At 58.8% G+C, this 23,236-nt stretch carries 22 protein-coding genes and 2 pseudogenes; 7 read left to right on the top strand and 17 right to left on the bottom strand.

What is annotated here, in order from left to right:
• Positions 1–35: 35 nt before the first annotated feature.
• From tauC to ACYZT5_RS23295, 6 genes are all read right to left on the bottom strand, one after another.
• Positions 36–875, bottom strand: a complete 840-nt coding sequence (gene tauC, locus ACYZT5_RS23320; RefSeq protein WP_462047583.1) for a taurine ABC transporter permease TauC — start codon at positions 873–875, stop codon at positions 36–38.
• Positions 872–1,666 carry a taurine ABC transporter ATP-binding subunit gene (gene tauB, locus ACYZT5_RS23315; RefSeq protein WP_462047582.1) on the bottom strand — a complete coding sequence of 265 codons (795 nt, stop codon included), beginning with the start codon at positions 1,664–1,666 and terminating at the stop codon, positions 872–874. The genes tauC and tauB overlap by 4 nt, the downstream gene beginning before the upstream one ends.
• 16 nt (positions 1,667–1,682) lie before the next feature.
• Positions 1,683–2,660, bottom strand: a complete 978-nt coding sequence (gene tauA / locus ACYZT5_RS23310; protein ID WP_462047581.1) for a taurine ABC transporter substrate-binding protein — start codon at positions 2,658–2,660, stop codon at positions 1,683–1,685.
• Between the two features lie 242 nt (positions 2,661–2,902).
• Positions 2,903–4,486: a glutamate--cysteine ligase gene (gene gshA / locus ACYZT5_RS23305; RefSeq protein WP_462047580.1), complete on the bottom strand. Its 1,584-nt coding sequence runs from the start codon at positions 4,484–4,486 to the stop codon at positions 2,903–2,905.
• Positions 4,487–4,699: 213 nt separating this feature from the next.
• On the bottom strand, positions 4,700–5,083 hold the full coding sequence (locus tag ACYZT5_RS23300; RefSeq protein WP_462047579.1) for a PaaI family thioesterase: 384 nt from the start codon (positions 5,081–5,083) through the stop codon (positions 4,700–4,702).
• A complete protein-coding gene (locus ACYZT5_RS23295; RefSeq protein WP_462047578.1) occupies positions 5,083–7,407 on the bottom strand; it encodes a Tex family protein in 2,325 nt (774 codons plus the stop codon). Before ACYZT5_RS23295 ends, ACYZT5_RS23300 begins: the two co-directional genes overlap by 1 nt.
• 361 nt (positions 7,408–7,768) lie before the next feature.
• On the opposite strand from ACYZT5_RS23295, the gene ompR reads away from it, so the two are divergent.
• Together ompR and ACYZT5_RS23285 are read left to right on the top strand one after the other, a co-directional pair.
• The gene (ompR, locus tag ACYZT5_RS23290) at positions 7,769–8,509 is read left to right on the top strand and encodes an osmolarity response regulator transcription factor OmpR (RefSeq protein ID WP_007903084.1); all 741 of its coding nucleotides are present in this window, start codon (positions 7,769–7,771) and stop codon (positions 8,507–8,509) included.
• Between the two features lie 115 nt (positions 8,510–8,624).
• The gene (locus ACYZT5_RS23285) at positions 8,625–9,938 is read left to right on the top strand and encodes an ATP-binding protein (protein ID WP_462047577.1); all 1,314 of its coding nucleotides are present in this window, start codon (positions 8,625–8,627) and stop codon (positions 9,936–9,938) included.
• 126 nt (positions 9,939–10,064) lie between these two features.
• Here ACYZT5_RS23285 and rimK read toward each other — a convergent pair whose 3' ends face one another.
• The 3 genes from rimK to rimA are packed head-to-tail and all read right to left on the bottom strand — an operon-like array spanning position 10,065 to position 12,242.
• Positions 10,065–10,970 carry a 30S ribosomal protein S6--L-glutamate ligase gene (gene rimK / locus ACYZT5_RS23280; RefSeq protein WP_134419496.1) on the bottom strand — a complete coding sequence of 302 codons (906 nt, stop codon included), beginning with the start codon at positions 10,968–10,970 and terminating at the stop codon, positions 10,065–10,067.
• The gene (gene rimB / locus ACYZT5_RS23275; RefSeq protein WP_074872557.1) at positions 10,967–11,446 is read right to left on the bottom strand and encodes a retropepsin-like aspartic endopeptidase RimB; all 480 of its coding nucleotides are present in this window, start codon (positions 11,444–11,446) and stop codon (positions 10,967–10,969) included. Before rimB ends, rimK begins: the two co-directional genes overlap by 4 nt.
• A 16-nt stretch (positions 11,447–11,462) precedes the next feature.
• Positions 11,463–12,242 (bottom strand): S6 modification regulatory phosphodiesterase RimA, encoded by a 780-nt coding sequence (gene rimA, locus ACYZT5_RS23270; RefSeq protein ID WP_462047576.1) that lies wholly within the window; start codon positions 12,240–12,242, stop codon positions 11,463–11,465.
• 116 nt (positions 12,243–12,358) lie between these two features.
• On the opposite strand from rimA, the gene ACYZT5_RS23265 reads away from it, so the two are divergent.
• Entirely contained in the window at positions 12,359–12,766 is a 408-nt protein-coding gene (locus tag ACYZT5_RS23265) for an RNA-binding S4 domain-containing protein (protein ID WP_149631725.1), read from the top strand.
• Positions 12,767–12,791: 25 nt separating this feature from the next.
• On the opposite strand, the pseudogene ACYZT5_RS23260 reads toward ACYZT5_RS23265, so the two are convergent.
• Positions 12,792–12,928, bottom strand: a pseudogene (locus ACYZT5_RS23260) (phosphatase PAP2 family protein); the annotation flags it as partial.
• 102 nt (positions 12,929–13,030) lie between these two features.
• Between ACYZT5_RS23260 and hslO the strand changes: the two are divergent.
• A complete protein-coding gene (gene hslO, locus ACYZT5_RS23255; protein WP_462047575.1) occupies positions 13,031–13,933 on the top strand; it encodes an Hsp33 family molecular chaperone HslO in 903 nt (300 codons plus the stop codon).
• Between the two features lie 182 nt (positions 13,934–14,115).
• Complete coding sequence (locus ACYZT5_RS23250; RefSeq protein ID WP_462047574.1) at positions 14,116–15,657, top strand: phosphoenolpyruvate carboxykinase; 1,542 nt, start codon at positions 14,116–14,118, stop codon at positions 15,655–15,657.
• Positions 15,658–15,787: 130 nt separating this feature from the next.
• Here ACYZT5_RS23250 and ACYZT5_RS23245 read toward each other — a convergent pair whose 3' ends face one another.
• From ACYZT5_RS23245 to ACYZT5_RS23215, 7 genes and pseudogenes are all read right to left on the bottom strand, one after another.
• Positions 15,788–16,153 (bottom strand): DUF1493 family protein, encoded by a 366-nt coding sequence (locus ACYZT5_RS23245; protein ID WP_462047573.1) that lies wholly within the window; start codon positions 16,151–16,153, stop codon positions 15,788–15,790.
• Between the two features lie 31 nt (positions 16,154–16,184).
• Entirely contained in the window at positions 16,185–16,799 is a 615-nt protein-coding gene (locus ACYZT5_RS23240) for a putative adenosine monophosphate-protein transferase Fic (protein WP_462047572.1), read from the bottom strand.
• Positions 16,799–16,969, bottom strand: a complete 171-nt coding sequence (locus ACYZT5_RS23235; RefSeq protein WP_462052299.1) for a YhfG family protein — start codon at positions 16,967–16,969, stop codon at positions 16,799–16,801. The genes ACYZT5_RS23240 and ACYZT5_RS23235 overlap by 1 nt, the downstream gene beginning before the upstream one ends.
• Positions 16,970–17,092: 123 nt before the next feature.
• Positions 17,093–17,188 (bottom strand): annotated as a pseudogene (locus ACYZT5_RS23230) (transcriptional regulator); the annotation flags it as partial.
• A 168-nt stretch (positions 17,189–17,356) separates the two neighbouring features.
• Positions 17,357–17,653 (bottom strand): hypothetical protein, encoded by a 297-nt coding sequence (locus tag ACYZT5_RS23225; RefSeq protein WP_462047571.1) that lies wholly within the window; start codon positions 17,651–17,653, stop codon positions 17,357–17,359.
• A 264-nt stretch (positions 17,654–17,917) separates the two neighbouring features.
• Positions 17,918–19,045 carry a hypothetical protein gene (locus ACYZT5_RS23220; protein ID WP_462047570.1) on the bottom strand — a complete coding sequence of 376 codons (1,128 nt, stop codon included), beginning with the start codon at positions 19,043–19,045 and terminating at the stop codon, positions 17,918–17,920.
• Positions 19,046–19,148: 103 nt separating this feature from the next.
• On the bottom strand, positions 19,149–19,412 hold the full coding sequence (locus tag ACYZT5_RS23215) for a hypothetical protein (protein WP_462047569.1): 264 nt from the start codon (positions 19,410–19,412) through the stop codon (positions 19,149–19,151).
• 524 nt (positions 19,413–19,936) lie between these two features.
• On the opposite strand from ACYZT5_RS23215, the gene ACYZT5_RS23210 reads away from it, so the two are divergent.
• Both ACYZT5_RS23210 and ACYZT5_RS23205 read left to right on the top strand, forming a co-directional pair.
• Positions 19,937–21,871 carry a RecQ family ATP-dependent DNA helicase gene (locus ACYZT5_RS23210; protein WP_462047568.1) on the top strand — a complete coding sequence of 645 codons (1,935 nt, stop codon included), beginning with the start codon at positions 19,937–19,939 and terminating at the stop codon, positions 21,869–21,871.
• Between the two features lie 105 nt (positions 21,872–21,976).
• The gene (locus ACYZT5_RS23205; protein ID WP_462047567.1) at positions 21,977–23,203 is read left to right on the top strand and encodes a 3-hydroxyacyl-CoA dehydrogenase; all 1,227 of its coding nucleotides are present in this window, start codon (positions 21,977–21,979) and stop codon (positions 23,201–23,203) included.
• The last annotated feature ends 33 nt before the right edge of the window (positions 23,204–23,236 follow it).

Here is a 23,236-nt window from a genome sequence, read left to right as displayed (position 1 = left end):
GTCGGATCGCCGCACCGTCGCTCCCACAGGGTTATTTAGTGAGCCTGGCCATGCCACGGCACCAGTTTGCGTTGCAGGGCGCGCAAGCCCATTTCCATGGCGAAGGCGATCAGTGCGATCACCAGAATCCCCAGCACCACCACATCGGTGACCAGGAACTGCGCGGCCGACTGCACCATGAAGCCCAGCCCGCTAGTGGCGGCGATCAATTCGGCAGCGACCAGCGTCGACCAACCCACACCCAGGCCAATGCGCACACCGGTCAAAATGTCCGGCAACGCGCTCGGCAGAATCACATGGCGAATCAACTGCGCCCGGGTCGCACCTAACGACTGCGCCGCGCGCAACTTGGCCGGGTCGACGGTGCGCACACCGGTCGCGGTAGCGATAGCGATCGGGGCGAAGATCGCCAGGTAGATCAGCAAGACTTTCGACAGCTCACCGATGCCGCACCAAATCACGATCAGCGGCAGATAAGCCAATGGCGGGATAGGGCGGTAGAACTCGATCAGCGGATCGAGAATGCCGCGAGCGATACGGTTGTGGCCGATGGCGATGCCGACCGGCACGGCGGTCAGCACCGCGAAGCCCAGGCCCAGACCGATTCGGCTGAGACTCGCGCCCAAGTGCTGCCACAAGGTCGAATCCATGTAGCCGGTGGTCACCAGCAGCCAGCCTTTTTGCAGCACGGCGGAGGGGGGTGGCAGGAACAGCGGTTCGATCATTTCAGTGGCGGTGACGGCCCACCAAATGACAACGAGCGCGACCAGCGTCAGCACGCTGATCCACCGAGTGCTGAGGCTGCGACGTACCGGAATGACCACCGATTGGCCGTTGGTTTTTACCGTCGCGGCCGGAATTTCATAGCTGCTCATGCGCGCTCCTGCCGCTGGGCGGTGCTGCGTTGGGAGAACACTTTGGCGAGCACGTGTTCGCGGGTTTCGATAAAGCGCGGGTCGGACTTGATCGATCGAGCCGACTCACCAGCGGCGTAACGCTGACCGAAATCCAGGCTCAGGCGCTCGACGATTTGCCCAGGGTTTGGCGCCAGCAGGATCAGGTCTGTGGCGAGGAACACCGCTTCTTCAATGTCGTGGGTAATCAGAAATACCGGCTTGGCGGTGCGCTGCCAGACTTGCAGCAGCAGCTCCTGCATTTGTTCACGGGTGAAGGCATCGAGGGCGCCGAAGGGTTCGTCCATCAGCAAAACCCGAGGGTCGGCGGCGAGGGCGCGAGCCAGACCGACACGTTGTTTTTGGCCGCCCGAGAGTTGCCAGATTCGGCGACTTTCGAAACCGGAAAGGTCCACCAGGGCGAGCATTTCCCGAGCACGGATTTCGCGTTTGTCCCGTGAAATGCCGGCCAGTTCCAGACCGAAACCGACGTTGGCTAGCACGTCCTGCCAAGGGAGCAGCGCGTCGTCCTGGAACACCACGCCGCGTTCGGCGCTCGGGCCTTTGACCGGCACGCCATCGAGGGTGATCCGCCCAGCGCTAGGCTCGACGAAACCGGCAATCAGGTTCAACAGCGAGGTCTTGCCACTGCCGGACGGGCCGAGGGCGACCAGCAATTGCTGGGGCCCAAGACTCAGGGAAATATCCGCCAGTACCGGTTCAGAGGCACCGGGGTACTGTGCGCTGATGCGCTCCAGCTGTAGCAAAGCCATCGCAGTTAACTCCCGATCAGTTGGTGATGTACTTGGCGCTGACGTAGGGGGCGTAATCCGGCAGCACGGCCTCGACCTTGCCCTGTTCCTTGAGGAACGCGGCGGTGTCGGTGATGGCCTTGGTGGTCGGCGCGCCGAGGGTGATCACCTGATCAGCCGCCAGCGGGTAGACGTTGCCTTGCAGCAGCAATGGAATATCGCTGGCTTTGGCGCCGGAGAGTTTCACCAGCTTGTCGACGTTGCTTTGGTTGGCGAGCCAGGCTTTCGGGTCTTTGCGGTAGTCGGCGTAGGCATCCAGGGTCACTTTAGCGAACGCGGTCACGATTTCCGGGTGCTTCTCGGCGAAGTCTTTACGCACGATCCAGGCATCGAAGGTCGGCGCGCCGAACTGGGCCAGTTCGCCGGAGGTGATCAGTACTTTGCCGTTTTCCTTGGCCACACCGAGCGCTGGGTCCCAGACGTAAGTGGCGTCGATGTCACCGCGTTTCCATGCGGCGATGATTGCGGGCGGGGCGAGGTTGAGGACGGTGACTTTCGACGGATCGATGTTCCAGTGCTTCAGCGCGGCCAGCAGGCTGTAGTGGCCGGTGGAAACGAACGGCACGGCGATTTTCTTGCCGATCAGGTCCTGCGGAGTTTTGATCCCGGAACCGTCGCGAGCGACCAGGGCTTCAGCGGCGCCGATCTGGGTGGCGATGAGAAAGGTTTCTACCGGGACTTTGCGAGTGATTGCCGCCGTCAGAGGGCTGGAACCGAGGTAGCCGATCTGCACGTCGCCGGAAGCGATGGCGGCGATGATGTCGGCCCCGTTGTCGAATTTGCGCCAATCGATTTTAGCGTTGGTGGCTTTTTCGTACGCACCGTCGGCCTGGGCGACTTTCGCCGGGTCAACGGTGGTCTGGTAGGCGACGGTGACGTCAGCCGCCTGGGCAAAGAAACTCACCGCAGCCAGAGACGCGGCCGCCAGCAGGCGAAGGGGGAAAGTCAGTTTCATTGAGAAGCTCCTTTTCAGACGACCGAGAGTCGGCGTGAAAGGAGACTAAATGATCTAAGAATACGAAAATAAATAACTTTTTCGAATGAGCTTATGAGCGGAAAATTCTAAGCAGGTAACCTGATCGTTCCCACGCTCTGCGTGGGAATGCAGCCGGTGACGCTCCGCGTCACCTGGACGCGGAGCGTCCCTTGAGGCATTACCACGCGGAGCGTGGGAACGATCGGTCTTACGCGGGAAGTTTAGTTACTGATGGCTAAAATACTCGCCTGATACGACCCAACAAACACATCGAAATCGCCCACCTCGTTCTGCTCCAGCTCAACCTGTTGAGCCAGCGAAGAACGCGCCCGCTCTTCAAACTTCGCTTGCTCCTCAGTATTCAACGGCTCACTACGGAAAAACTCCGCATGCACCTGGCTCTGACGCAGGGAGAACTGACTGAAGCTCTCCTTGTGCTCAGCCATCGCCACCAGCACCTGGGCGGATGGCGTCAGGGAAGGATCCTTGACCTTGGCCAGCTGCGCATCCAGCGCCTTGCTATGTGCATCGCCGCCATGGCTCTGATCCAGCATCGCCGCCAGTGGTGCAATCTTCTCCAGCAACTCGCTGGCCCACTCTTTGAGGTCCACCGGATGACCGTCGCGTTGCAGTTGCAGGCCCGGACGGCGTCCTTCCTTGACCACGCTGAGGAAGTTCGAGGTCGCGTTGCCGCAAGTGGTATTGGTCAGCAGCGGGCTGTCGTTCAGCGCGCAATACAGCAGGAACGCGTCGAGGAAGCGCGACTCTGGCAGATCGATGCCCATCGGCAGGAACGGGTTGATGTCCAGGCAACGCACTTCGACGTACTGAATGCCACGGGCCACCAGCGCCTGGATCGGCCGTTCGCCAGTGTAGGTCACGCGTTTCGGGCGGATGTTGGAGTAGTACTCGTTTTCGATTTGCAGGATGTTGGTGTTGAGCTGTACCCACTCACCGTCCTGATGCGTACCGATTTCGACATACGGCGCATACGGCGTGGCCACTGCTTTACGCAAGCTGTCGGTGTAGCTGGCCAAATCGTTGTAGCACGGGGTCAAACCGGCCTGGGCGTTGCTCTGGTAACCCAGGTCACTCATGCGCAGGCTGGTGGCGTACGGCAAGTACAAAGTGTCCGGGTCCAGTTGTTCCAACTGATGCGAACGACCGCGCAGGAAACCGGCGTCCAGCGCTGGCGATGCGCCGAACAGGTACATCAGCAGCCAGCTGTAGCGGCGGAAGTTACGGATCAGGGCGATGTAGGCCGACGACTGATAGTCGCGGTCGGTGCCGACAAAACCTTCAGCTTCCTTGAGCAGCGGCCAGAGCTTTTCCGGCAGGGAAAAATTGTAGTGAATCCCGGCGATGCACTGCATGGTCTTGCCGTACCGCAGGGCCAGGCCTTTGCGGTAGACGTATTTGAGCTGACCGATGTTGGAGGTGCCGTAATAGGCGATCGGGATATCTTCCTCGGCCGGCAACGGGCACGGCATCGATGGACTCCACAGGTACTCGTTGCCGAGCTTGCTGTAGGCAAAACGGTGAATCTTGTCCAGGCTCGCCAGGGTGTCTGACGGGTCGGGCAGGGCGGGCGTGATGAACTCCAGCAGCGACTCGGAATAGTCGGTGGTGATTTGTTCGTTGGTCAGCGCGGAACCCAATTCTTCCGGGTGCGGCGTTTGCGCCAGGCGACCTTCGCCGGTCACGCGCAGGCATTCACGTTCGATGCCGTGAAGGCACTGTTCGAGCAGAGAGAGGTTAGCGCGCTCGCCGAGCAGAGCCAGGCGGCGGTTGAGAAGTTCGCTCAAGTTGGATTCCTTCACGCGTCAGTCGCCCCAATATGGGGGTGGGCAAGACGGTCTACAAGGGTGAAGTTGAAACTGGCGTTTTCGCCTCGTTGTCGAGCCGTAATGACCCACTCGCAAGTGCCAATACTCCATCCCTGAATCTGGCTGTCGCGCACGGAAAACTCCGGCGCAGCTTTCGTAGCGCCGAAATTAACTCAAATTGATGACCACTAGCTACAGGACAGCGAACGTGCCTTGTGCTTTTGCGACCAGTTTGTCGCCCTGCATCACGTCGGCTTCGACCACCAACGTGCGGCGGCCCGGGTGAATGACCCGCGCCGTACACATCACTTCACCGTCAGAAACGGCGCGAATGTAGTTGATCTTGCACTCGATGGTCGCACTCTGCTGGTCAAAGCCGTGGGTGCTGGAACAGGCCAGCCCCATGGCAATGTCCACCAGACTGAACAAGGCCCCGCCGTGCAGCTTGCCGGCGCGGTTGCGCAATGGCGGCTCCAGAGCCAGGGCGACTTGCGCCACCCCGGTTTCCAGGCTGTGCAAGCGACACCCCAGCAGCTTGAAAAAAGCGCTTTCGGACAGCCCGGCAGGGATGTCCATCAGCGTTTCTTCAGCTGCTTGGCGTTGGCGAACAGCGAAGCCATGGCGTTGTTGGCCGGAGCCGCCGCCGTGGTTTCTTTACGCGGTGCGGTGTTCTGGGATTGGCGGGGAGCCGAACCCGGACGCGCGCCACGTGCGCCGTCGATTTTCTCGCCCGGGGTGTCGCTCATGCGCATCGACAGGCCCACGCGTTTGCGTGGAATGTCGACTTCCATGACTTTCACTTTCACCACGTCACCGGCCTTCACCGCTTCACGCGGATCTTTGATGAACTTCTCCGAAAGCGCGGAGATGTGCACCAAACCGTCTTGATGCACGCCGATGTCGACGAACGCGCCAAAGTTGGTCACGTTGGTGACCACGCCTTCGAGGATCATGCCCAGTTGCAGGTCCTTGAGGTCTTCGACACCTTCCTGGAACTCGGCGGTCTTGAACTCAGGACGTGGATCGCGGCCAGGTTTTTCCAGCTCTTGCAGAATGTCGGTGACCGTTGGCAGACCGAACGTCTCGTCGGTGTACTTCTTCGGATCGAGGCGCTTGAGAAAGCTGGCATCGCCGATCAGCGAGCGAATATCACGGTCGGTCTCAGCGGCGATGCGCTGGACCAGCGGATAGGCTTCCGGGTGAACCGCGGACGAATCCAGTGGGTTATCGCCGTTCATCACGCGCAGGAAACCGGCAGCCTGTTCGAAGGTTTTTTCGCCCAGACGCGCGACTTTTTTCAACGCTGCACGGGTTTTGAACGCGCCGTGCTCGTCGCGGTGGCTGACAATGTTCTGCGCCAGGGTCGCGTTGAGGCCGGAGATACGGGCCAGCAGCGCCACGGAGGCAGTGTTGACGTCGACGCCCACGGCGTTTACGCAGTCTTCGACCACGGCGTCCAGGCCGCGCGCCAGTTTCAGCTGCGACACGTCGTGCTGGTACTGGCCGACGCCGATGGATTTCGGATCGATCTTCACCAGCTCGGCCAGTGGATCCTGCAGGCGACGGGCAATCGATACCGCGCCACGGATCGACACGTCGAGGTCCGGAAATTCCTTGGAAGCCAGTTCCGACGCCGAGTAAACCGATGCACCGGCTTCGGAGACCATGACTTTGGTCATCTTCATGGCTGGGTATTTTTTGATCAGTTCAGCGGCTAGCTTGTCGGTTTCGCGGCTGGCGGTGCCGTTGCCGATGGCGATCAGGTCCACTGCATGCTTGGCGCACAGGGCGGCGAGCACGGCGAGGGTCTGATCCCATTTGTTGTGCGGCACGTGCGGGTAAACCGTGGCGTGATCCAGCAGCTTGCCGGTGGAATCGACCACGGCGACCTTGCATCCGGTGCGCAGACCCGGGTCTAGGCCCAGCGTGGCGCGCGGCCCGGCCGGTGCCGACAGCAGCAAGTCGTGCAGGTTGTGCGCAAACACGTTGATTGCTTCGGTTTCCGCGCCATCGCGCAGTTCGCCCAGCAGGTCGGTTTCCAGGTGGGTGTAGAGCTTGACCTTCCAGGTCCAGCGCACCACTTCGCCCAGCCATTTGTCGGCAGCGCGGTTCTGGTTCTGGATGCCGAATTGCTGGCCGATCATGCCTTCGCACGGGTGCATGGTGCCCGGCAGTTCGTCGCCGACTTTCAGCGCAGAACTCAGAATGCCTTCGTTGCGACCGCGGAAAATGGCGAGCGCGCGGTGCGACGGCATGCTTTTCAGTGGTTCATCGTGTTCGAAATAGTCGCGGAACTTGGCGCCTTCCTCTTCTTTGCCAGCGATGACGCGGGCACTCAGAGTGGCTTCCTGCTTGAGGTAGCTGCGCAGTTTGTCGAGCAAGCCGGCGTCTTCGGCGAAGCGCTCCATGAGGATGTACTTGGCGCCTTCGAGGGCCGCCTTCACGTCGGCCACGCCTTTTTCGGTGTCGACGAAGCGCGCGGCTTCAGCATCGGGCGTCAGGGTCGGGTCGTTGAACAGGCCGTCGGCCAGCTCGCCGAGGTCGGCTTCCAGGGCGATCTGGCCCTTGGTGCGGCGCTTCTGCTTGTACGGCAGGTACAAGTCTTCGAGGCGGGTTTTGGTGTCGGCGAGTTTGATGTCGCGTTCAAGTTGCGGGGTCAGCTTGCCTTGCTCCTGAATGCTGGCAAGGATGCTGATACGCCGTTCGTCGAGTTCTCGCAGGTAGCGCAGACGCTCTTCCAGATGACGCAACTGGATGTCATCGAGGCTGCCGGTCACTTCTTTCCGGTAACGGGCGATGAAGGGCACCGTGGAGCCTTCATCGAGTAGCGCGACGGCCGCTTCGACCTGTTGTGGGCGGACGCCGAGTTCCTCGGCGATGCGGCTGTTGATGCTGTCCATAAAACCACCTGACAAATTGTGAAAGCAGGCTCGCAGGCGCAGAGATAAGGGCTCGGCGAGTCTGGTTGAGCGGCCTGGCCTGCGCCGCTACCTGGATCAACAGGCATTCCGTTGACCCGTGAAATCGAACAATTACTGCCGCGACCGTGAAAATAAATATCGGCCACTCGCAGCAATGATCAGACGTTGCCTGACACAAAAGGCCGCGCATTATAACCAGCGTTCTGTCATTCGGGGGCATCGCAGGCTGTAGGCAGAAAGGCCGGATTTCTGGCGATGAAGGAAAAATCTGCTAACAATGCACACGGTGCGTATAACGGCAGCTACGCCATAATGCGCGCCGAGATCAAAGGAGCATCTAATGAGCAGCACTGCAAACATTGCTGAAGGCGAAAAAATTCTTATTGTTGACGACGATCCAGGGCTCAGCAGCCTGTTGGAACGCTTTTTCGTCAGCAAGGGCTACCGCGCCCGCGCCGTGCCGAACACTGAACAAATGGATCGCCTCCTGGCACGTGAAGTGTTCAACCTGGTCGTCCTCGACCTGATGCTGCCCGGTGAAGACGGCTTGACCGCCTGCCGCCGCCTGCGCACCGCGAACAACCAGATTCCAATCATCATGCTGACCGCCAAAGGCGATGAGCTGAGCCGCATCAAGGGCCTCGAACTGGGCGCCGACGATTACCTGGCCAAGCCGTTCAACCCGGATGAGCTGATGGCTCGCGTCAAAGCGGTCCTGCGTCGTCAGGCAGCGCCAGTGCCGGGTGCTCCGGGCAGCGAAGACGAAAGCGTGACCTTCGGTGACTATGAACTGTCCCTGGCCACCCGCGAACTCAAGCGCGGCGACGAAGTGCACATGCTCACCACCGGTGAGTTTGCGGTGCTCAAGGCATTGGTGATGAACGCCCGCCAGCCACTGACCCGCGACAAGCTGATGAACCTGGCCCGTGGCCGCGAGTGGGATGCCCTGGAGCGGTCCATCGACGTGCAAATCTCGCGTCTGCGCCGGATGATCGAGCCCGATCCATCCAAGCCGCGTTACATCCAGACAGTCTGGGGCGTGGGTTACGTGTTCGTTCCGGATGGCGCCGCCACCAAGTGATCGGTGATTTGTAGGAGCGGGTCTTGCGGGCAACGGGTCAGATGACCTTGTCCGCAGACTCGCGATCCGCAATATGCGAGCATCGCTCGCTCCTGCAAGTGTGTAGCGGTTATCCATGAAAACCCCCGTTTGGTTCCCCCAGAGTTTTTTCGCCCGCACCCTTTGGCTGGTGCTGATCGTCGTCCTGTTTTCCAAGGCGTTGACCCTGGTTTATCTGTTGATGAACGAAGACGTGCTGGTGGACCGCCAATACAGCCACGGCGTCGCCCTGACGCTGCGTGCTTACTGGGCGGCCGATGAAGAAAACCGCGCCAAGATTGCCGATGCCGCGACCCTGATCCGGGTAGTGGGCGCTGGCGTGCCGGAAGGCGAACAACACTGGCCTTACAGCGAGATCTACCAGCGGCAGATGCAGGCGGAGCTGGGGGCCGACACCGAAGTCCGATTACGCATGCATTCCCCGCCGGCGCTGTGGGTGCGGGCGCCAAGCCTGGGTGATGGCTGGCTGAAAGTGCCGCTTTACCCACATCCGTTGCGCGGCCAGAAAATCTGGAACGTGCTCGGCTGGTTCCTCGCCATTGGCTTGCTGTCCACTGCGTCGGCATGGATTTTCGTCAGCCAGCTCAATCAACCGTTGAAACGTCTGGTGTATGCCGCGCGGCAACTCGGCCAGGGCCGCAGTGTGCGCCTGCCGATCAGCGACACGCCGAGTGAAATGGCCGAGGTCTATCGCGCCTTCAACCAGATGGCCGAAGACGTCGAACAGGCTGGTCGCGAGCGCGAACTGATGCTCGCCGGGGTCTCCCATGACTTGCGCACACCCTTGACCCGTTTGCGGCTGTCTCTGGAGTTGATGGGCGACCATAGCGACCTGACAGACGACATGGTCCGCGACATCGAAGACATGGACGCGATTCTCGACCAGTTCCTGGCGTTTATCCGTGATGGCCGCGACGAGTCGGTGGAAGAGGTGGACCTGAGCGATCTGGTGCGCGAAGTCGCGGCGCCATACAACCAGAACGAAGAGAAAGTGCGTCTGCGTCTTGAGCCGATTCAGCCGTTTCCGTTGCGTCGGGTGTCGATGAAGCGGTTGCTGAACAACCTGATCGGCAACGCCTTGCATCACGCTGGCAGCGGGGTTGAGGTGGCGGCTTATGTGTCCGGGGATACCAGCGCGCCGTATGTGGTGCTGAGTGTCATGGACCGTGGGGCGGGGATTGATCCGTCGGAGCTGGAGGCGATCTTCAACCCGTTTACTCGTGGTGATCGTGCCCGGGGTGGCAAGGGGACAGGGTTGGGCTTGGCGATCGTGAAGCGGATTGCTTCGATGCATGGTGGGAATGTTGAGCTGCGAAATCGGTCTGGTGGCGGGCTGGAAGCTCGGGTGCGGTTGCCGCTTGGGTTGATGCTGCCGAGGGATGCGGTCTAACTCGATCGTTCCCACGCTCTGCGTGGGAATGCCTCTTCGGACGCTCCGCGTTCGGCTCTGGAGGGGACGCGGAGCGTCCCGGGCTGCATTCCCACGCAGAGCGTGGGAACGATCACCGAGTCAGCTTTAGCCCTTGCCTTTGGTTCGCGTCATATTCGGCCCACCATTCTTCTCCAGATGCTCAATGATGATCCCCGCCACATTCTTGCTCGTGGTGGTTTCAATCCCTTCCAGTCCCGGCGACGAATTCACTTCCATCACCAGCGGGCCATGATTGGAACGCAGGATGTCCACGCCCGCCACCGCCAAACCCATCACCTTCGCCGCACGCAATGCCGTCATGCGTTCTTCCGGCGTGATCTTGATCAGGCTGGCGGTGCCACCACGATGCAGGTTGGAGCGAAACTCCCCAGGCTTGGCCTGGCGCTTCATCGCCGCGATCACCTTGTCGCCCACCACGAAGCAGCGAATGTCCGCCCCGCCGGCTTCCTTGATGTACTCCTGAACCATGATGTTCTGCTTCAGGCCCATGAACGCCTCGATCACCGACTCCGCCGCCGTCGCCGTTTCACACATCACCACGCCAATGCCCTGAGTGCCTTCCAGCACCTTGATCACCAGCGGCGCGCCGTTGACCATCTCTATCAAGTCGGGAATGTCGTCCGGGGAGTGCGCAAAACCAGTGACCGGCAAACCAATTCCCCGGCGCGACAGCAATTGCAGGGACCGCAGTTTGTCCCGCGATCGGGCGATGGCCACCGATTCGTTGAGTGGAAAAACGCCCATCATTTCGAACTGGCGCAACACCGCGCAGCCATAAAACGTCACCGACGCGCCGATCCGCGGGATCACCGCATCGAAACCTTCCAGCGGCTTGCCGCGGTAGTGGATCTGCGGCTTGTGGCTGGCGATGTTCATGTACGCGCGCAGGGTGTCGATCACCACCATTTCATGGCCACGCTCGGTACCGGCTTCGACCAGACGACGAGTGGAATACAGACGCGGGTTCCGCGACAGCACAGCGATCTTCATGCAACACCTGTGGAGAAGGTAGATACCGGGAACACCGGCTTGTCTTGTACGTATTTAATGCCCGGATTGACCACCAACTGGCCGTCGATCAAGGCTTTGGAACCGAGTAACAGGCGATAACGCATGGACTTGCGGCAGGCGAGGGTGAACTCGACCCGCCAGACCCGATCACCGAGGGCCAGGGTGGTGCTGACCACGTAACGCATCTGCGCGTGACCGTTAGAGCTTTTGATAGTTTTCATTGTCACCAGCGGTGCTTCGCAGCGCCGGTGACGCAGTTGCACCACCGTGCCCAAGTGCGCAGTAAAGCGCACCCACTGTTCGCCGTCGCGCTCGAATGGCTCGATATCGGTCGCATGCAGGCTGGAGGTGCTGGCGCCGGTGTCGATTTTTGCGCGCAGGCCAGCGACTCCCAAATCCGGGAGCGCCACCCACTCGCGCAGACCGACAACGGTCAAATGGTCAAATGTCTTCAATAGGAAAAACCGGCGATTAACGCGTCCAGGTCCCAGGCGTTACCTGGGCCAACGCTTTGAATGCAGGCTTGGCGAACCAGTAACCCTGCATCAGAAAAATTCCACAGTCCGCCAGGAAATCCCGTTCTCCGGCGCTTTCGATCCCTTCGGCAATGACTGTAACGTTCAGCTCCGCACAGATTGTGACAATCCCTCGAACGATAGCCTGACGAACACGATCGCGGTCGACATCGCGGATCAGTGCCATGTCGAGTTTGATCAGGTCCGGTTGGAAATCAGCAAGCAGATTGAGCCCCGAGTAGCCCGCGCCGAAATCGTCGATGGCGGTCTTGAAGCCGAATTCGCGGTATTCACGCAGAATATTGGTCAAATGGCGATAGTTATCTACGTGCTGGCTTTCCAGTGTTTCGAAAATCAGCCGATCGATGGGGAAGTTGTGTTTTTTCGCGGCTTCCAGCGTGCTTCGAATACACAGTTCCGGGCGGTACACCGCGTTGGGCATGAAGTTGATCGACAGATGCGTCTGCATCCCTAGATTCGCCGCGCCTTCAATGGCTCGAGTCCGACAGAGCTGGTCGAAGCGGTAGCGGTTGTCCTCGGTGATCTGATCGAGAACCGACAGTGCACCCTCACCCTTTACACCGCGCACGAGTGCCTCATGGGCGAAAATCGACTGATCTCGCAAATCAACGATCGGTTGGTAAGCAAAGGAAAAATCGAAGCCCAGCGGCTCGCTTTGCTGGCAACCCTGGCAACCGCCCTTGGGCGAGGTCAATGAAGATGGAAATATTGTCACTCGATCACTCCATGCCGGTGAGCCGGCCAAGATCACATTCTATCTGGAGGGCCGAGTTCTTGCGCCCGACAGAAACGGTAGTACAGTTCCGAGTATTCACCGAGAGAGGAATTCCAGTGGCACAAAAACAGGAAGAGGACGACAAGGTCCGTCTCGATAAATGGTTGTGGGCCGCGCGTTTTTATAAAACACGCGCCTTGGCCAAAGCGGCGATAGAGAGCGGCAAGGTGCATTGCCGGGGCGAGCGCTGTAAACCGGGCAAGGAACCGAGGATCGGCGACGAGTTTCAGATTCGCGCAGGGTTCGAGGAGCGCACGGTGGTGGTTCAGGCGTTATCGATCGTACGCCGAGGCGCGCCAGAGGCTCAGGCGCTCTACGCCGAAACCGAAGCCAGCATCGCCAAGCGCGAGGCGGCTGCGGCCATGCGTAAGGCCGGTTCACTGGGCGTGAGCACCGATGGCAAACCGAGCAAGAAGCAGCGACGGGATTTGTTCAAGTTTCGTGGAAGCAGCAACGACGAGTAAGTCAGTTGCTTCTGCGTTACCTGAGAAACAGCCATTCGTCGAAAAACACACACAGTTTCTGACCCGTAGGCCATAACCAGAAGGCCAGCATTCAGAGGCAAAAAGTGCATAAGCCAACCAGCGTACGTTCCACCTTGCTTGGAACAAACCCGGATTGTTCATAAAATGCCTCCCATGGCTGAACATCGCGCACCGAAAGGGTGCTGCTGAGGCGCAATTTTCACTTTTGAAATCATTTTGTTATTACTTCAGATACCCAGACCTATGACCGATTTACCGGATACCGACTACACCCAACGCTTCATCTTTGATGACAGCGACACCCGCGGCGAGCTGGTTGCGTTGGAGCGTAGCTACGCCGAAGTCCTTGCTAAACACCCGTACCCGGAGCCGGTTGCACAACTGCTCGGCGAGCTGATGGCGGCGGCGTCGTTGTTGGTCGGCACCTTGAAGTTCGATGGCTTGCTGATTCTCCAGGCCCGTTCCGAAGGCCCGATCCCGCTGCTGATGATCGAGTGCTCCAGCGAGCGCGAAATCCGTGGCCTGGCCCGATACGAAGCCGACCAGATCGCCCCTGACGCGACCCTCGCCGACCTGATGCCCGATGGCGTGCTGGCGCTGACCGTCGACCCGACCCAGGGCCAGCGTTACCAGGGCATCGTCGACCTCGATGGCGAAACCCTGTCGGAGTGCTTCACTAACTACTTCGTGATGTCCCAACAAGTCGGTACGCGTTTCTGGCTGTACGCCGATGGTCGTCGCGCCCGTGGCCTGCTGCTGCAGCAACTGCCCGCCGACCGTCTGAAAGACGAAGAAGAACGCGCCGCCAGCTGGCAGCACATCACCGCGCTGGGCAGCACCCTGACCGCCGATGAATTGCTGAGCCTGGACAACGAAACCGTACTCCATCGCCTCTACCACGAAGAGCAGGTTCGTCTGTTCGATGTGCAGAAACTGCGCTTCCGTTGCAGCTGCTCTCGCGAACGTTCTGCCAATGCGCTGGTCAGCTTGGGTCTGGAAGATGCCCAGTCGCTGGTGATCGAACACGGCGGCCACATCGAGATCGATTGCCAGTTCTGCAACCAGCGCTACCTGTTTGATGCCGCGGATATCACTCAATTGTTCGCTGGTGCGGGTGTCGATACGCCGTCAGATACCCGGCACTAAAACGGTTCAGCGCAGGTAAATTCACTGCGTAACGCCGGAATAACGCCGTTACGACGGGAGGGCCCTACTATTTTTGGGCGTTTCTGGCATAATCCGGCCCACTTTTTGTCGCGGTAGTAGTGCACGACTTTCTACTACAAAACGTTTGGAGCACACTCGGCCACTGGCCGACGGGGAATCTCATGACGCAAGCCAATAACGCCGTGTACACCGATCTGAGTGTTGATGATCTGGTAAAAGAAGCCCTGAGTCGCGGTGAGGGCGAGCTTGCCGATACCGGCGCGCTGGTTGTTCGCACTGGTCACCGTACCGGTCGCTCGCCAGTCGATCGTTTCATCGTAGAAGAGCCTTCCACCCAGGCAGCCATTGCCTGGGGCCCGATCAACCGCAAGTTCCCGGCCGACAAGTTCGACGCCCTGTGGGCTCGCGTCGAGGCGTTCAACAACGCGCAAGAGCATTTCGTTTCCCACGTGCATGTAGGTGCGGCTGAAGACCACTACCTGGCCGTGAAGATGACCACCCAGACTGCCTGGCAGAACCTGTTCGGCCGTTGCCTGTTCATCAACCCGCAAAAGTACAACCCGGCTGGCCGTGATGAGTGGCAAGTGCTCAACGTTGCCAACTTCGAGTGCGTGCCAGAGCGTGACGGCACCAACTCCGACGGTTGCGTGATCCTCAACTTCGCTCAGAAGAAAGTACTGATCGCCGGCATGCGTTACGCCGGTGAAATGAAGAAAGCCATGTTCTCGGTGCAGAACTTCCTGCTGCCGGCTGCCGACGTGCTGCCAATGCACTGCGCCGCCAACATCGGCGAAGAGGGCGACGTGACCCTGTTCTTCGGTCTTTCCGGCACCGGCAAGACCACCTTGTCCGCCGATGAAAGCCGTTACCTGATCGGTGACGACGAGCACGGCTGGGGTGAAGGCGTTGTCTTCAACATCGAAGGCGGCTGCTACGCCAAGTGCATCGACCTGTCCGAGAAGAACGAGCCGGTCATCTGGAAAGCCATCAAGCACGGCGCAGTCCTGGAAAACGTCGTTATCGATGACGCCAAGCACGCCGATTACACTGATGTCAGCCTGACCCAGAACAGCCGCGCAGCCTACCCGCTGGAGCACGTTGCCAAGCGTTCCGAGAAAAACCTCGGTGGTGAGCCAAACGCTGTGATCTTCCTGACCTGCGACCTGACCGGCGTGCTGCCGCCAGTGTCGATCCTCAGCGAAGAACAAGCGGCCTACCACTTCCTGTCCGGCTACACCGCACTGGTGGGCTCGACCGAAATGGGTTCCGGCAGCGGCATCAAATCGACTTTCTCCACCTGCTTCGGCGCACCGTTCTTCCCGCGCCCGGCCGGCGAATACGCAGAACTGCTGATCAAACGCATCCGCGGCTTCGGCTCCAAGGTCTACCTGGTTAACACCGGCTGGACCGGCGGCGGCTACGGCGTCGGCAAACGCTTCAACATCCCGACTACTCGCGGCGTGATCGCAGCGATCCAGAGCGGCGCGTTGATCGGTGCTGAAACCGAACACCTCGACACCATCAACCTGGACGTGCCTTTGGCTGTGCCGGGCGTTGAGACTGGCCTGTTGAACCCACGTAACACCTGGGCTGACAAGGCTGCTTACGAGGAAGCGGCTAAAGCACTGGCCGGGTTGTTTGTTGAGAACTTCAAGAAGTTTGAAGTGAGCGACGCGATCAAGGCTGCTGGGCCGAAGTTGTAAGCGTTGGTTTGATGGAATGAAAAAGCCGCCCTTTGGGGCGGCTTTTTTGTGGGCGCTCGGTTTAAACCGTCAAACACACAACTGCCATTATTCCAGCTGATCAGGCGCTAAACGACCAGAATAATGGAACTTATGCGCGTGGCTCGATGCCTTCCAATCGCTGCGTATCCCACCGTTGCATCTTGATCGCTTGGTAGAGCATTCCGACGGTCAGCGGGATTTTGTCGCCGCGACCTTTGGCGCGGCGCTTGAGGAATACGTCAAAGCCTTCGGGCTGGAAGTAGCGATAGGCGTCGTAGTCCACGAAGTCGATCCCAAATTGTTCTTCCAGTGCTTCCATCAAATGCCGCGCATCAGCGCCGTCGCAACCCAGGTCGAAGTTGATCGAGGTGGTAAGGCCGATGGTTTTGCGTTCGGGCAGGCCGAGTTCTTCGTGCAGCAGATGCATGAGCAGGTGCATGGTGTGGTCGTCGGGGAAGTTGGGGGCGAGGTTCATAGAGGGCATATCCGATACACAGACAGAATGGTCAACTCAGCGGTGGTGGCATATTCAACTGATCGCCAATGCAACGTTCGAAGATAGCTTCGAGGCCACGATAATCGCACGTTACCGCATCGATATTCGCTGGAACCCATGCGGTGTCTTTGATCAGCCACCAGTCAACTGCAAATCCTGCATTAATGATGATCTGCTCAAACAAGATTCGTTGAGCTCGACCGTTACCTTCGCGAAAAGGGTGAATTACATTTAGGTCACCGTACGTTTCAGCAATTTTAGCGACGAGCTCTGCTTTACTGGTGCCTACGAACCAAGCAGCACTTTCCATGACCCGAAAAATTTTCTCGGCTTCAGGGGCGATTCGGTCTGCTGTACAGAAAAGAGTGTCTCCTTTCTGGATATTCACTGTCCTCAACAGTCCCGCCCATTCGTAGAGATCGGAAAACAAGGAATTATGAATATGCTGTAAAAGGCTGAGGTTGTACGGAGGGGGGAGGAGGCGGAGTTTGCTGACGGCGATTTCTGAGAGTTCTCGCTCCGCTTTTTGTAGTTGCTCTTCATCATGAATGTTGAGCAGGTTACGCAGAACGTCGCTACCAGGGTAGCAATAGGGGTCTTGGCCGACCCCGTATTTATCCACCATTAACGTGAATTCTGACGATATTTGTTGAGTACCGACTCCCGCGTTGGGAGCGGCTTTTCAGCATCGGTACGCGAAGTGTCGAAGCCTTCAAGACGCAAACTCGCCAAGTAATTTGAACGGCGTACCTTGTCGTAATAATCCTGTTTTTGCTGAAAAGTCAGTTCGCTCATGACATCTGCCTCTTTGTGCAATGCCCAAGTGTAGCTCAAACGGTCTGGTCGATAGATTTGTATTTTTGATGCTTCGCCGAGGATGATCGTTCCCAAGCTGGGCGTGGGAACGGTCTTCCACGTATCACCATGGAATTCGCGGGAAGGCTGGCGTTCACCCCGTACGATCTCGTTCATTTGTCGCACGCTTTCCATTAGCTCATAAAAAAACCTGCTCATGGTTATCTCCAGTGTTCGATGACGGCTTTTAACGCTTTGTGTTCATTTGATTGTTTCCCACGCTCTGCGTGGTAACGCCTCCCGTGACGCTCTGCGTCACAGTGGACGCGGAGCGTCCATGGCGGCATTCCCACGCAGAGCGTGGGAACGATCCGGGTGCGTCTGGCCTCAGGCGGGGGCTTTCCAGCTCATCATGCGTTGTTGAGCAACTTTCAGCAGGTCGCAACCGTCCTGGGTCAGCAGGTAGAGGGCGTGGGTGATATGCGGGATGTCTTCCACGTCACCGTTTTTGAAGCATTGGCAATGTAGGGTTTTGAGTAGATCGCTGGACGCTCGGATGCGCTGGAGGGCGGCTTCGAGGATGTCCTGGGGGTTGGCCTCTGTGTCGATGATCAGGGGCGGGGAATCGGTGAGGTTGGTTTGGAGGGGGCGGTAGCGGTTTGGAAACGGATTTAATGCGGTCACTGAAGAACACCTCTACTTAATTGGGAATGTGCGCTCTCTTTGTCGAGTGACCAAGCCCGAGTCGCTGAATTGGCAGCGACAGCCCGACTATAGGTGTGAGCAGCCGGGCAGCGATAGCCGACAAAGAGTCCCCGCTTGTAGGACCGGGATGAACCTCGGCTAGGCCATTTCTATAGGACTTTTCTGCGACGCAATTTCTCGCGTTTTTCCGCCATCAGTTTTCTCGCGTTCTCATCAGAAATTGCCGAACCCCGCGCCCATCAGTTAACCAATATGCTGATACGACGCCACATCCAGCAGGCCAGTGTTCAGCCCGGTCGCCGGCGCGTAGATCGTGCCTTTCACTGCCGAGAACTTGACCCCATTGCTGCCCAGCGAAACGTAGCGCTCGCCCTGGTCCAGCTCGGTGAAGTAGGTGTACGAGCACTTTTCCATCGCTTTGTACTTCGCGGCGGCGCTGGCCATGGTGTTGTGGTGGTTCTGCAGGTCGGCCGGGATCAGGTTGAGGGTTTTGTTCAGCGGCACGCCCCAACGCTTCAGGCACCCTTCGGCAAAGTGGCGGACGATCAGGCCGGGTTCGGCCAGCGCTTTAGGGCCGCTGACACCATCTGCTGCGGCGTTGCCGACCAGCGTGCCGTGGCGGCCGGGCATGGGATAAATGTGGGTTCGGGTGCCGGTGGCCGTTTGCGGGATGACACAGCTGAAGCCTTTGGAGCGCTCGTCGCGGGCGTAGAAGCCGACGTATTCTTTTACGTTAGCATTCAGTTTTACTTTGTCCTCCTGAAAGTTACCGATGCCCGGTACCGGATCAATCGCAAAGATATTCACCGGGATGTTCTTCAGTGCGCTGTCCTTGAACATGGCATTGGCCAGCATATGGCAACTAATACCGCCTCGGCTCCAACCCACCAAGTTGACCTTGGTTGGAATAACGCCGTCCTTGCGAAACGTTTTAATGATTTGTTCTTGCAACTTTTGCTGGGTCACACTGCGGTCACCGTAGTTATATTTACGCCACAGCCAAGAGCCTTCGACGATCACGTCTTCAATTGGAATGCCGGCAGCCTTGAGGCGTTTGTATTCGGTCTCGGTCAGTTTTTCACGCTGCCAGTCACACTGGCCTTTGATGATGTTGACGGCGTGCTTTACGTTCTCTTCCCAGCCCTTGCCGAACAACGTTCCGCTGAGGCCGTAGTCCTTGGATTGGGTAAACAGTTCATCAGCTTGCAGGTTGCTGGTACCGGGGCCATCGACCACGATCCATTCGGCAAACTCCCGGCCACCATGATGGGATGCCAGTGTCGAAACCAGTTCACCATTCCAGTAAGTTGGGTTTTGGTTATCGAATTTGGTCGAGCCGGTGCCGCAGAAGAATATAGTTAGTGTAGTCATTGTATTGCTCTTTATTGGTTTAAGAGCTTGCAGGCTATCGTGTGTTACTTATGTATTGAAGTGCTTGGTTGTTTCTATATTTGTAAGTTGCGTGTGAGTGGGCTTATTGTTCTATTTTTTGTTTTGCAATGTCTAGAAGTTCGCAGCCATCCTGGGTCAATAAGTAAAGCGCATTCACTATATTAGGAATGTCTTTCACGTCGGCTTGTTTAAAGCACAGGCAATAAAGTGTTTCGAGTAAGTCGCTGGCCGCGCGCAGGCGTTGCTGAGCGGCATCGAGGACGGCACCGGTGCTGGCCGCGGTGTCGATGACGAGGACAGGCGTTTCGCTGTAACTGGTTTTGAGTGGGCGATAGCGGTCTTGCATTTAGGTGAGTCCTGTACGAAATCGGGAGGTGGCTCCCAGCAGGCCGAGACACTGTTTTCAGCCGCGCCGCAGACTATAGAAGGGCACGACGCCGTGCGGCAATACGGCTTCGATGGACAGGTTTTGTAGGAGTTTTACCTGCCTTTTCGGACCGGGCCTACGCGTTTCCCGAGGTTTTTTACGCCTAAACTCTTCGACGGCAAATTTCCTACGGGCTTGTCAGGCGCGACGCGGTAGACCTCTGTATGGGGCGCGCCAGAATCAGTAGGACGTTTCGAAACGTCCGTCCAACGCTTAAAGGGAATTGACTGATCGTTCCCACGCTCCCGCGTGGGAATGCCTCAAGGGACGCGCCGCGTCCAGTGATGCGGAGCGTCACGGGCTACATTCCTTTGCGGCGCGTGGGAACGATCGCCGACAACACGCTGTATCATCCCGTATCGTTTTGGTCCCGACCTTTTCTCGACTCGCTGCGTTTGCCGGCTAGGCTTTGGGCTTCGCAGCGGTCAACGGAGTGACAGCTTATGCACAACACCCTGGAACAGGTTTTCGGTTATCCACAGTTTCGGCCCGGCCAGGAAGCGGCGATCAGCGCGGTGTTGGCCGGGCGTTCGGCGGCGGCGATTTTCCCCACCGGTTCAGGCAAGTCCCTTTGTTATCAGTTGCCGGCGTTGTTGCTACCGCACCTGACGCTGGTGGTCTCGCCGCTGCTGGCGTTGATGCAGGATCAGTTGGCGTTCTTGCAGCGCCACGGCATTGCGGCGGGCAGTATCGATTCGGCCCAGAGCCGCGATGACGCCAGCGACGTGATGGCTCGGGCCAAGTCAGGCGAGCTGAAGATTTTGATGATCTCGGTGGAGCGCCTGAAGAACGAGCGTTTCCGCAATTTCTTGCAGCAAGTGCCGATCTCGTTGCTGGTGGTGGATGAGGCGCACTGTATCTCGGAATGGGGCCACAACTTCCGTCCCGACTACCTCAAGCTCCCCGACTATCAGCGCCAGTTCAACATCCCTCAGGCGCTACTGCTGACCGCCACCGCAACACCCAAGGTGATCGCTGACATGGAGGCCAAGTTCGCCATCGCCCCCGAAGACGTGGTGACCACCGGTTTCTATCGGCCGAACCTCAATCTGTTGGTCGAGCCGGTACGCGGTCAGGACAAACGACGACGCCTTGTCGAATGGATGAGTCAGCGTCCCGACCAGCCGAGCATCGTCTACGTCACCCTGCAGAAAACCGCCGAGCACATTGCCGAACATCTGGCCCGCAACGGCATTCAGGCCGAGGCCTATCACGCCGGTCTGCCCCATGAACAACGCGAAGCAATCCAGCGCCGGTTCATGGGCGGGCAGTCCAATTGCATCGTTGCCACCATCGCGTTCGGCATGGGCATCGACAAGAGCGACATCCGCAACGTGGTGCATTTCGACCTGCCCAAATCGATCGAAAACTACAGCCAGGAAATCGGCCGCGCCGGGCGTGACGGGCAGCCATCCGACTGCCTGGTGTTGGCCAACCGCGACAGTCTCAACGTGCTGGAAAACTTCGTTTACGGCGATACGCCTGAGCGGGATGGCATCCGCTACGTGCTCGACGAGTTGCAAGCCGCCGCGCCCGAGGGGCAGTGGGAGTTTCTGTTGGGGCCGCTGGCGGACCACAGCAACATCCGACAATTGCCGCTCAAGACCTTACTGGTGCAGTTGGAACTGCGCGGGATCATCGCTCCGCGTTACGCCTATTACGCTGAATACCGCTTCAAGTACTTGCAGGAGCCCGAGGCCTTGCTGGCCCGCTTCGAGGGTGAGCGCAAAGACTTCGTCGCGGCGATCATCCAGACCTCAAGCCGCGCACGGACCTGGGCCACGGTGAACTTCGACGCACTGTATGAACAGCATCAGGCTGAGCGCAATCGGGTGGTCAAGGCGCTGGATTATTTCCAGGAAAAGGGCTGGGTCGAGCTCGAAAGCAAGCAGATGACCGAGGTCTATAGCCTGCTGCAAACGGACTTCAGCAGCCAGGCCCTGAGCGCCGAGTTACACGCCTATTTCACCCGGCACGAGCGCACCGAGATCGCGCGGATTCACGCCATGCTGGATCTGTTCGCCACCGACCATTGCCTGGGTTATCGCCTGGCCGAGTACTTCGGCGATGAAAACGCGCCGCAGCAGTGCGGGCATTGTTCGGTATGTCACGGGGACGTGGCGCGACTGCCTGCGCCGCCGGAGTTGCCGGCGCTTGTGGATAAAAACTTCGAGGCGTTGTGCGGTGATTTTATCCACAGGCATGAGCAGCACACCGGCAACGTTCCGTCGGCGGAGCGCGTGACACGGTTTTTATGCGGTATCAGCGTGCCGCTGTTTACCAAGCTCAAGGCACGGTCGATTCCCGGGTTTGCGGCGCTGGAGGATTATCCGTATGGCGAGGTGCGGGAGTGGGCCGAGGCGCATTTACTGGCGTAGATCCATCCGCTGAATGCTGCTCATCACAGGAATAAATTTCAAAAATGCGCGGTGGCTGACTATGGTGAAGGCTGTCTTTGGATCGCCAATAAGAGAACAACAACTATGAGCCAGACATCGTTCACTATTCAGCGCGCCGCCGTCATTGGCGCGGGCACCATGGGCCGTGGCATTGTCATGTGCCTGGCCAACGCCGGCGTCCCGGTGCAGTGGGTCGATAACAATCCACAGATGCTTGAACAGGCGCTGGCCACCGTGGCGGACACCTACGCCCACAATGTGCGTCAGGGACGGATCGATCAGGCCGAGGCGGACGCTCGTATTGCGCGGGTCACGGCGGCTGCTGACTACGCGGCGATCCGCGAGGTCGATCTGGTGATCGAAGCGGTGTACGAAAACCTCGAACTCAAGCAGAAAATCTTTCGTGAACTGGACGGTTTGCTCAAACCTGAAGCGATGTTGGCCAGCAATACTTCGGCGCTGGATATCGATGCCATCGCCACGGCCACTCGCCGTCCGGAACAAGTCCTGGGCCTGCACTTCTTCAGCCCGGCGCACATCATGAAACTGCTGGAAATCGTTCGCGGTGCCCAGACTTCACCGGCGGTGCTTGAGGCAGCCCTGGCGCTGGGCAAACGCATGGGCAAGATCAGCGTGGTGTCGGGCAACTGCCATGGTTTCATCGGCAACCGCATGCTGCATCCGTATGTACTTGAAGCGCGCAAGATGCTGCTCGAAGGCGCTTATCCACATCAGGTCGATGAGGTGCTGCAAGGTTTTGGTTTCGCCATGGGGCCGTTCTGCATGTACGACGTGGTCGGCATCGATCTGGAGTGGCGTGCTCGGCAGCTGGCCGGCAAAGGGCAGGATGCGCCTGAGGTTCAGGTGGACAATCGTCTGTGCGAATTGGGTCGTTTCGGCCAGAAGAGTGGCAATGGGTATTACCACTATGAACCGGGCAGTCGCCAGGCTGAGCACGATCCGGAAGTGGATGCGCTGGTACTGAAGGTCAGCGAAGAGCTGGGGTTCCAGCGTCGCGAGATAAGCCCCGAGGAGATTCTTGAGCGCTGTTTGCTGGCACTGGTCAATGAAGGGGCGAAGATTCTTCAGGAAGGAATCGCCGAGTCGGCGCACGACATCGATCTGGTGTACCTCAATGGCTACGGCTTCCCGGCGGACAAGGGTGGGCCGATGGCCTGGGCGGATCAACAAGGGCTGGCGGATATCCACCAGCGGTTGCTGGCGCTTGAGACGAAGCAGGGTGATCAGTGGAAACCGGCGCGGTTAATTGGGGAGTTGGCGGCGGTGGGTAAAGGGTTTGCGCAGCGATAGACTCTACGGCGGGTGATCGTTCCCACGCTCTGC

Source organism: Pseudomonas sp. LB3P14 (genome assembly GCF_054898045.1).
The sequence above is the reverse complement of the archived record's forward strand: the minus strand, read 5'-3'. Positions and strand labels throughout refer to the sequence as shown.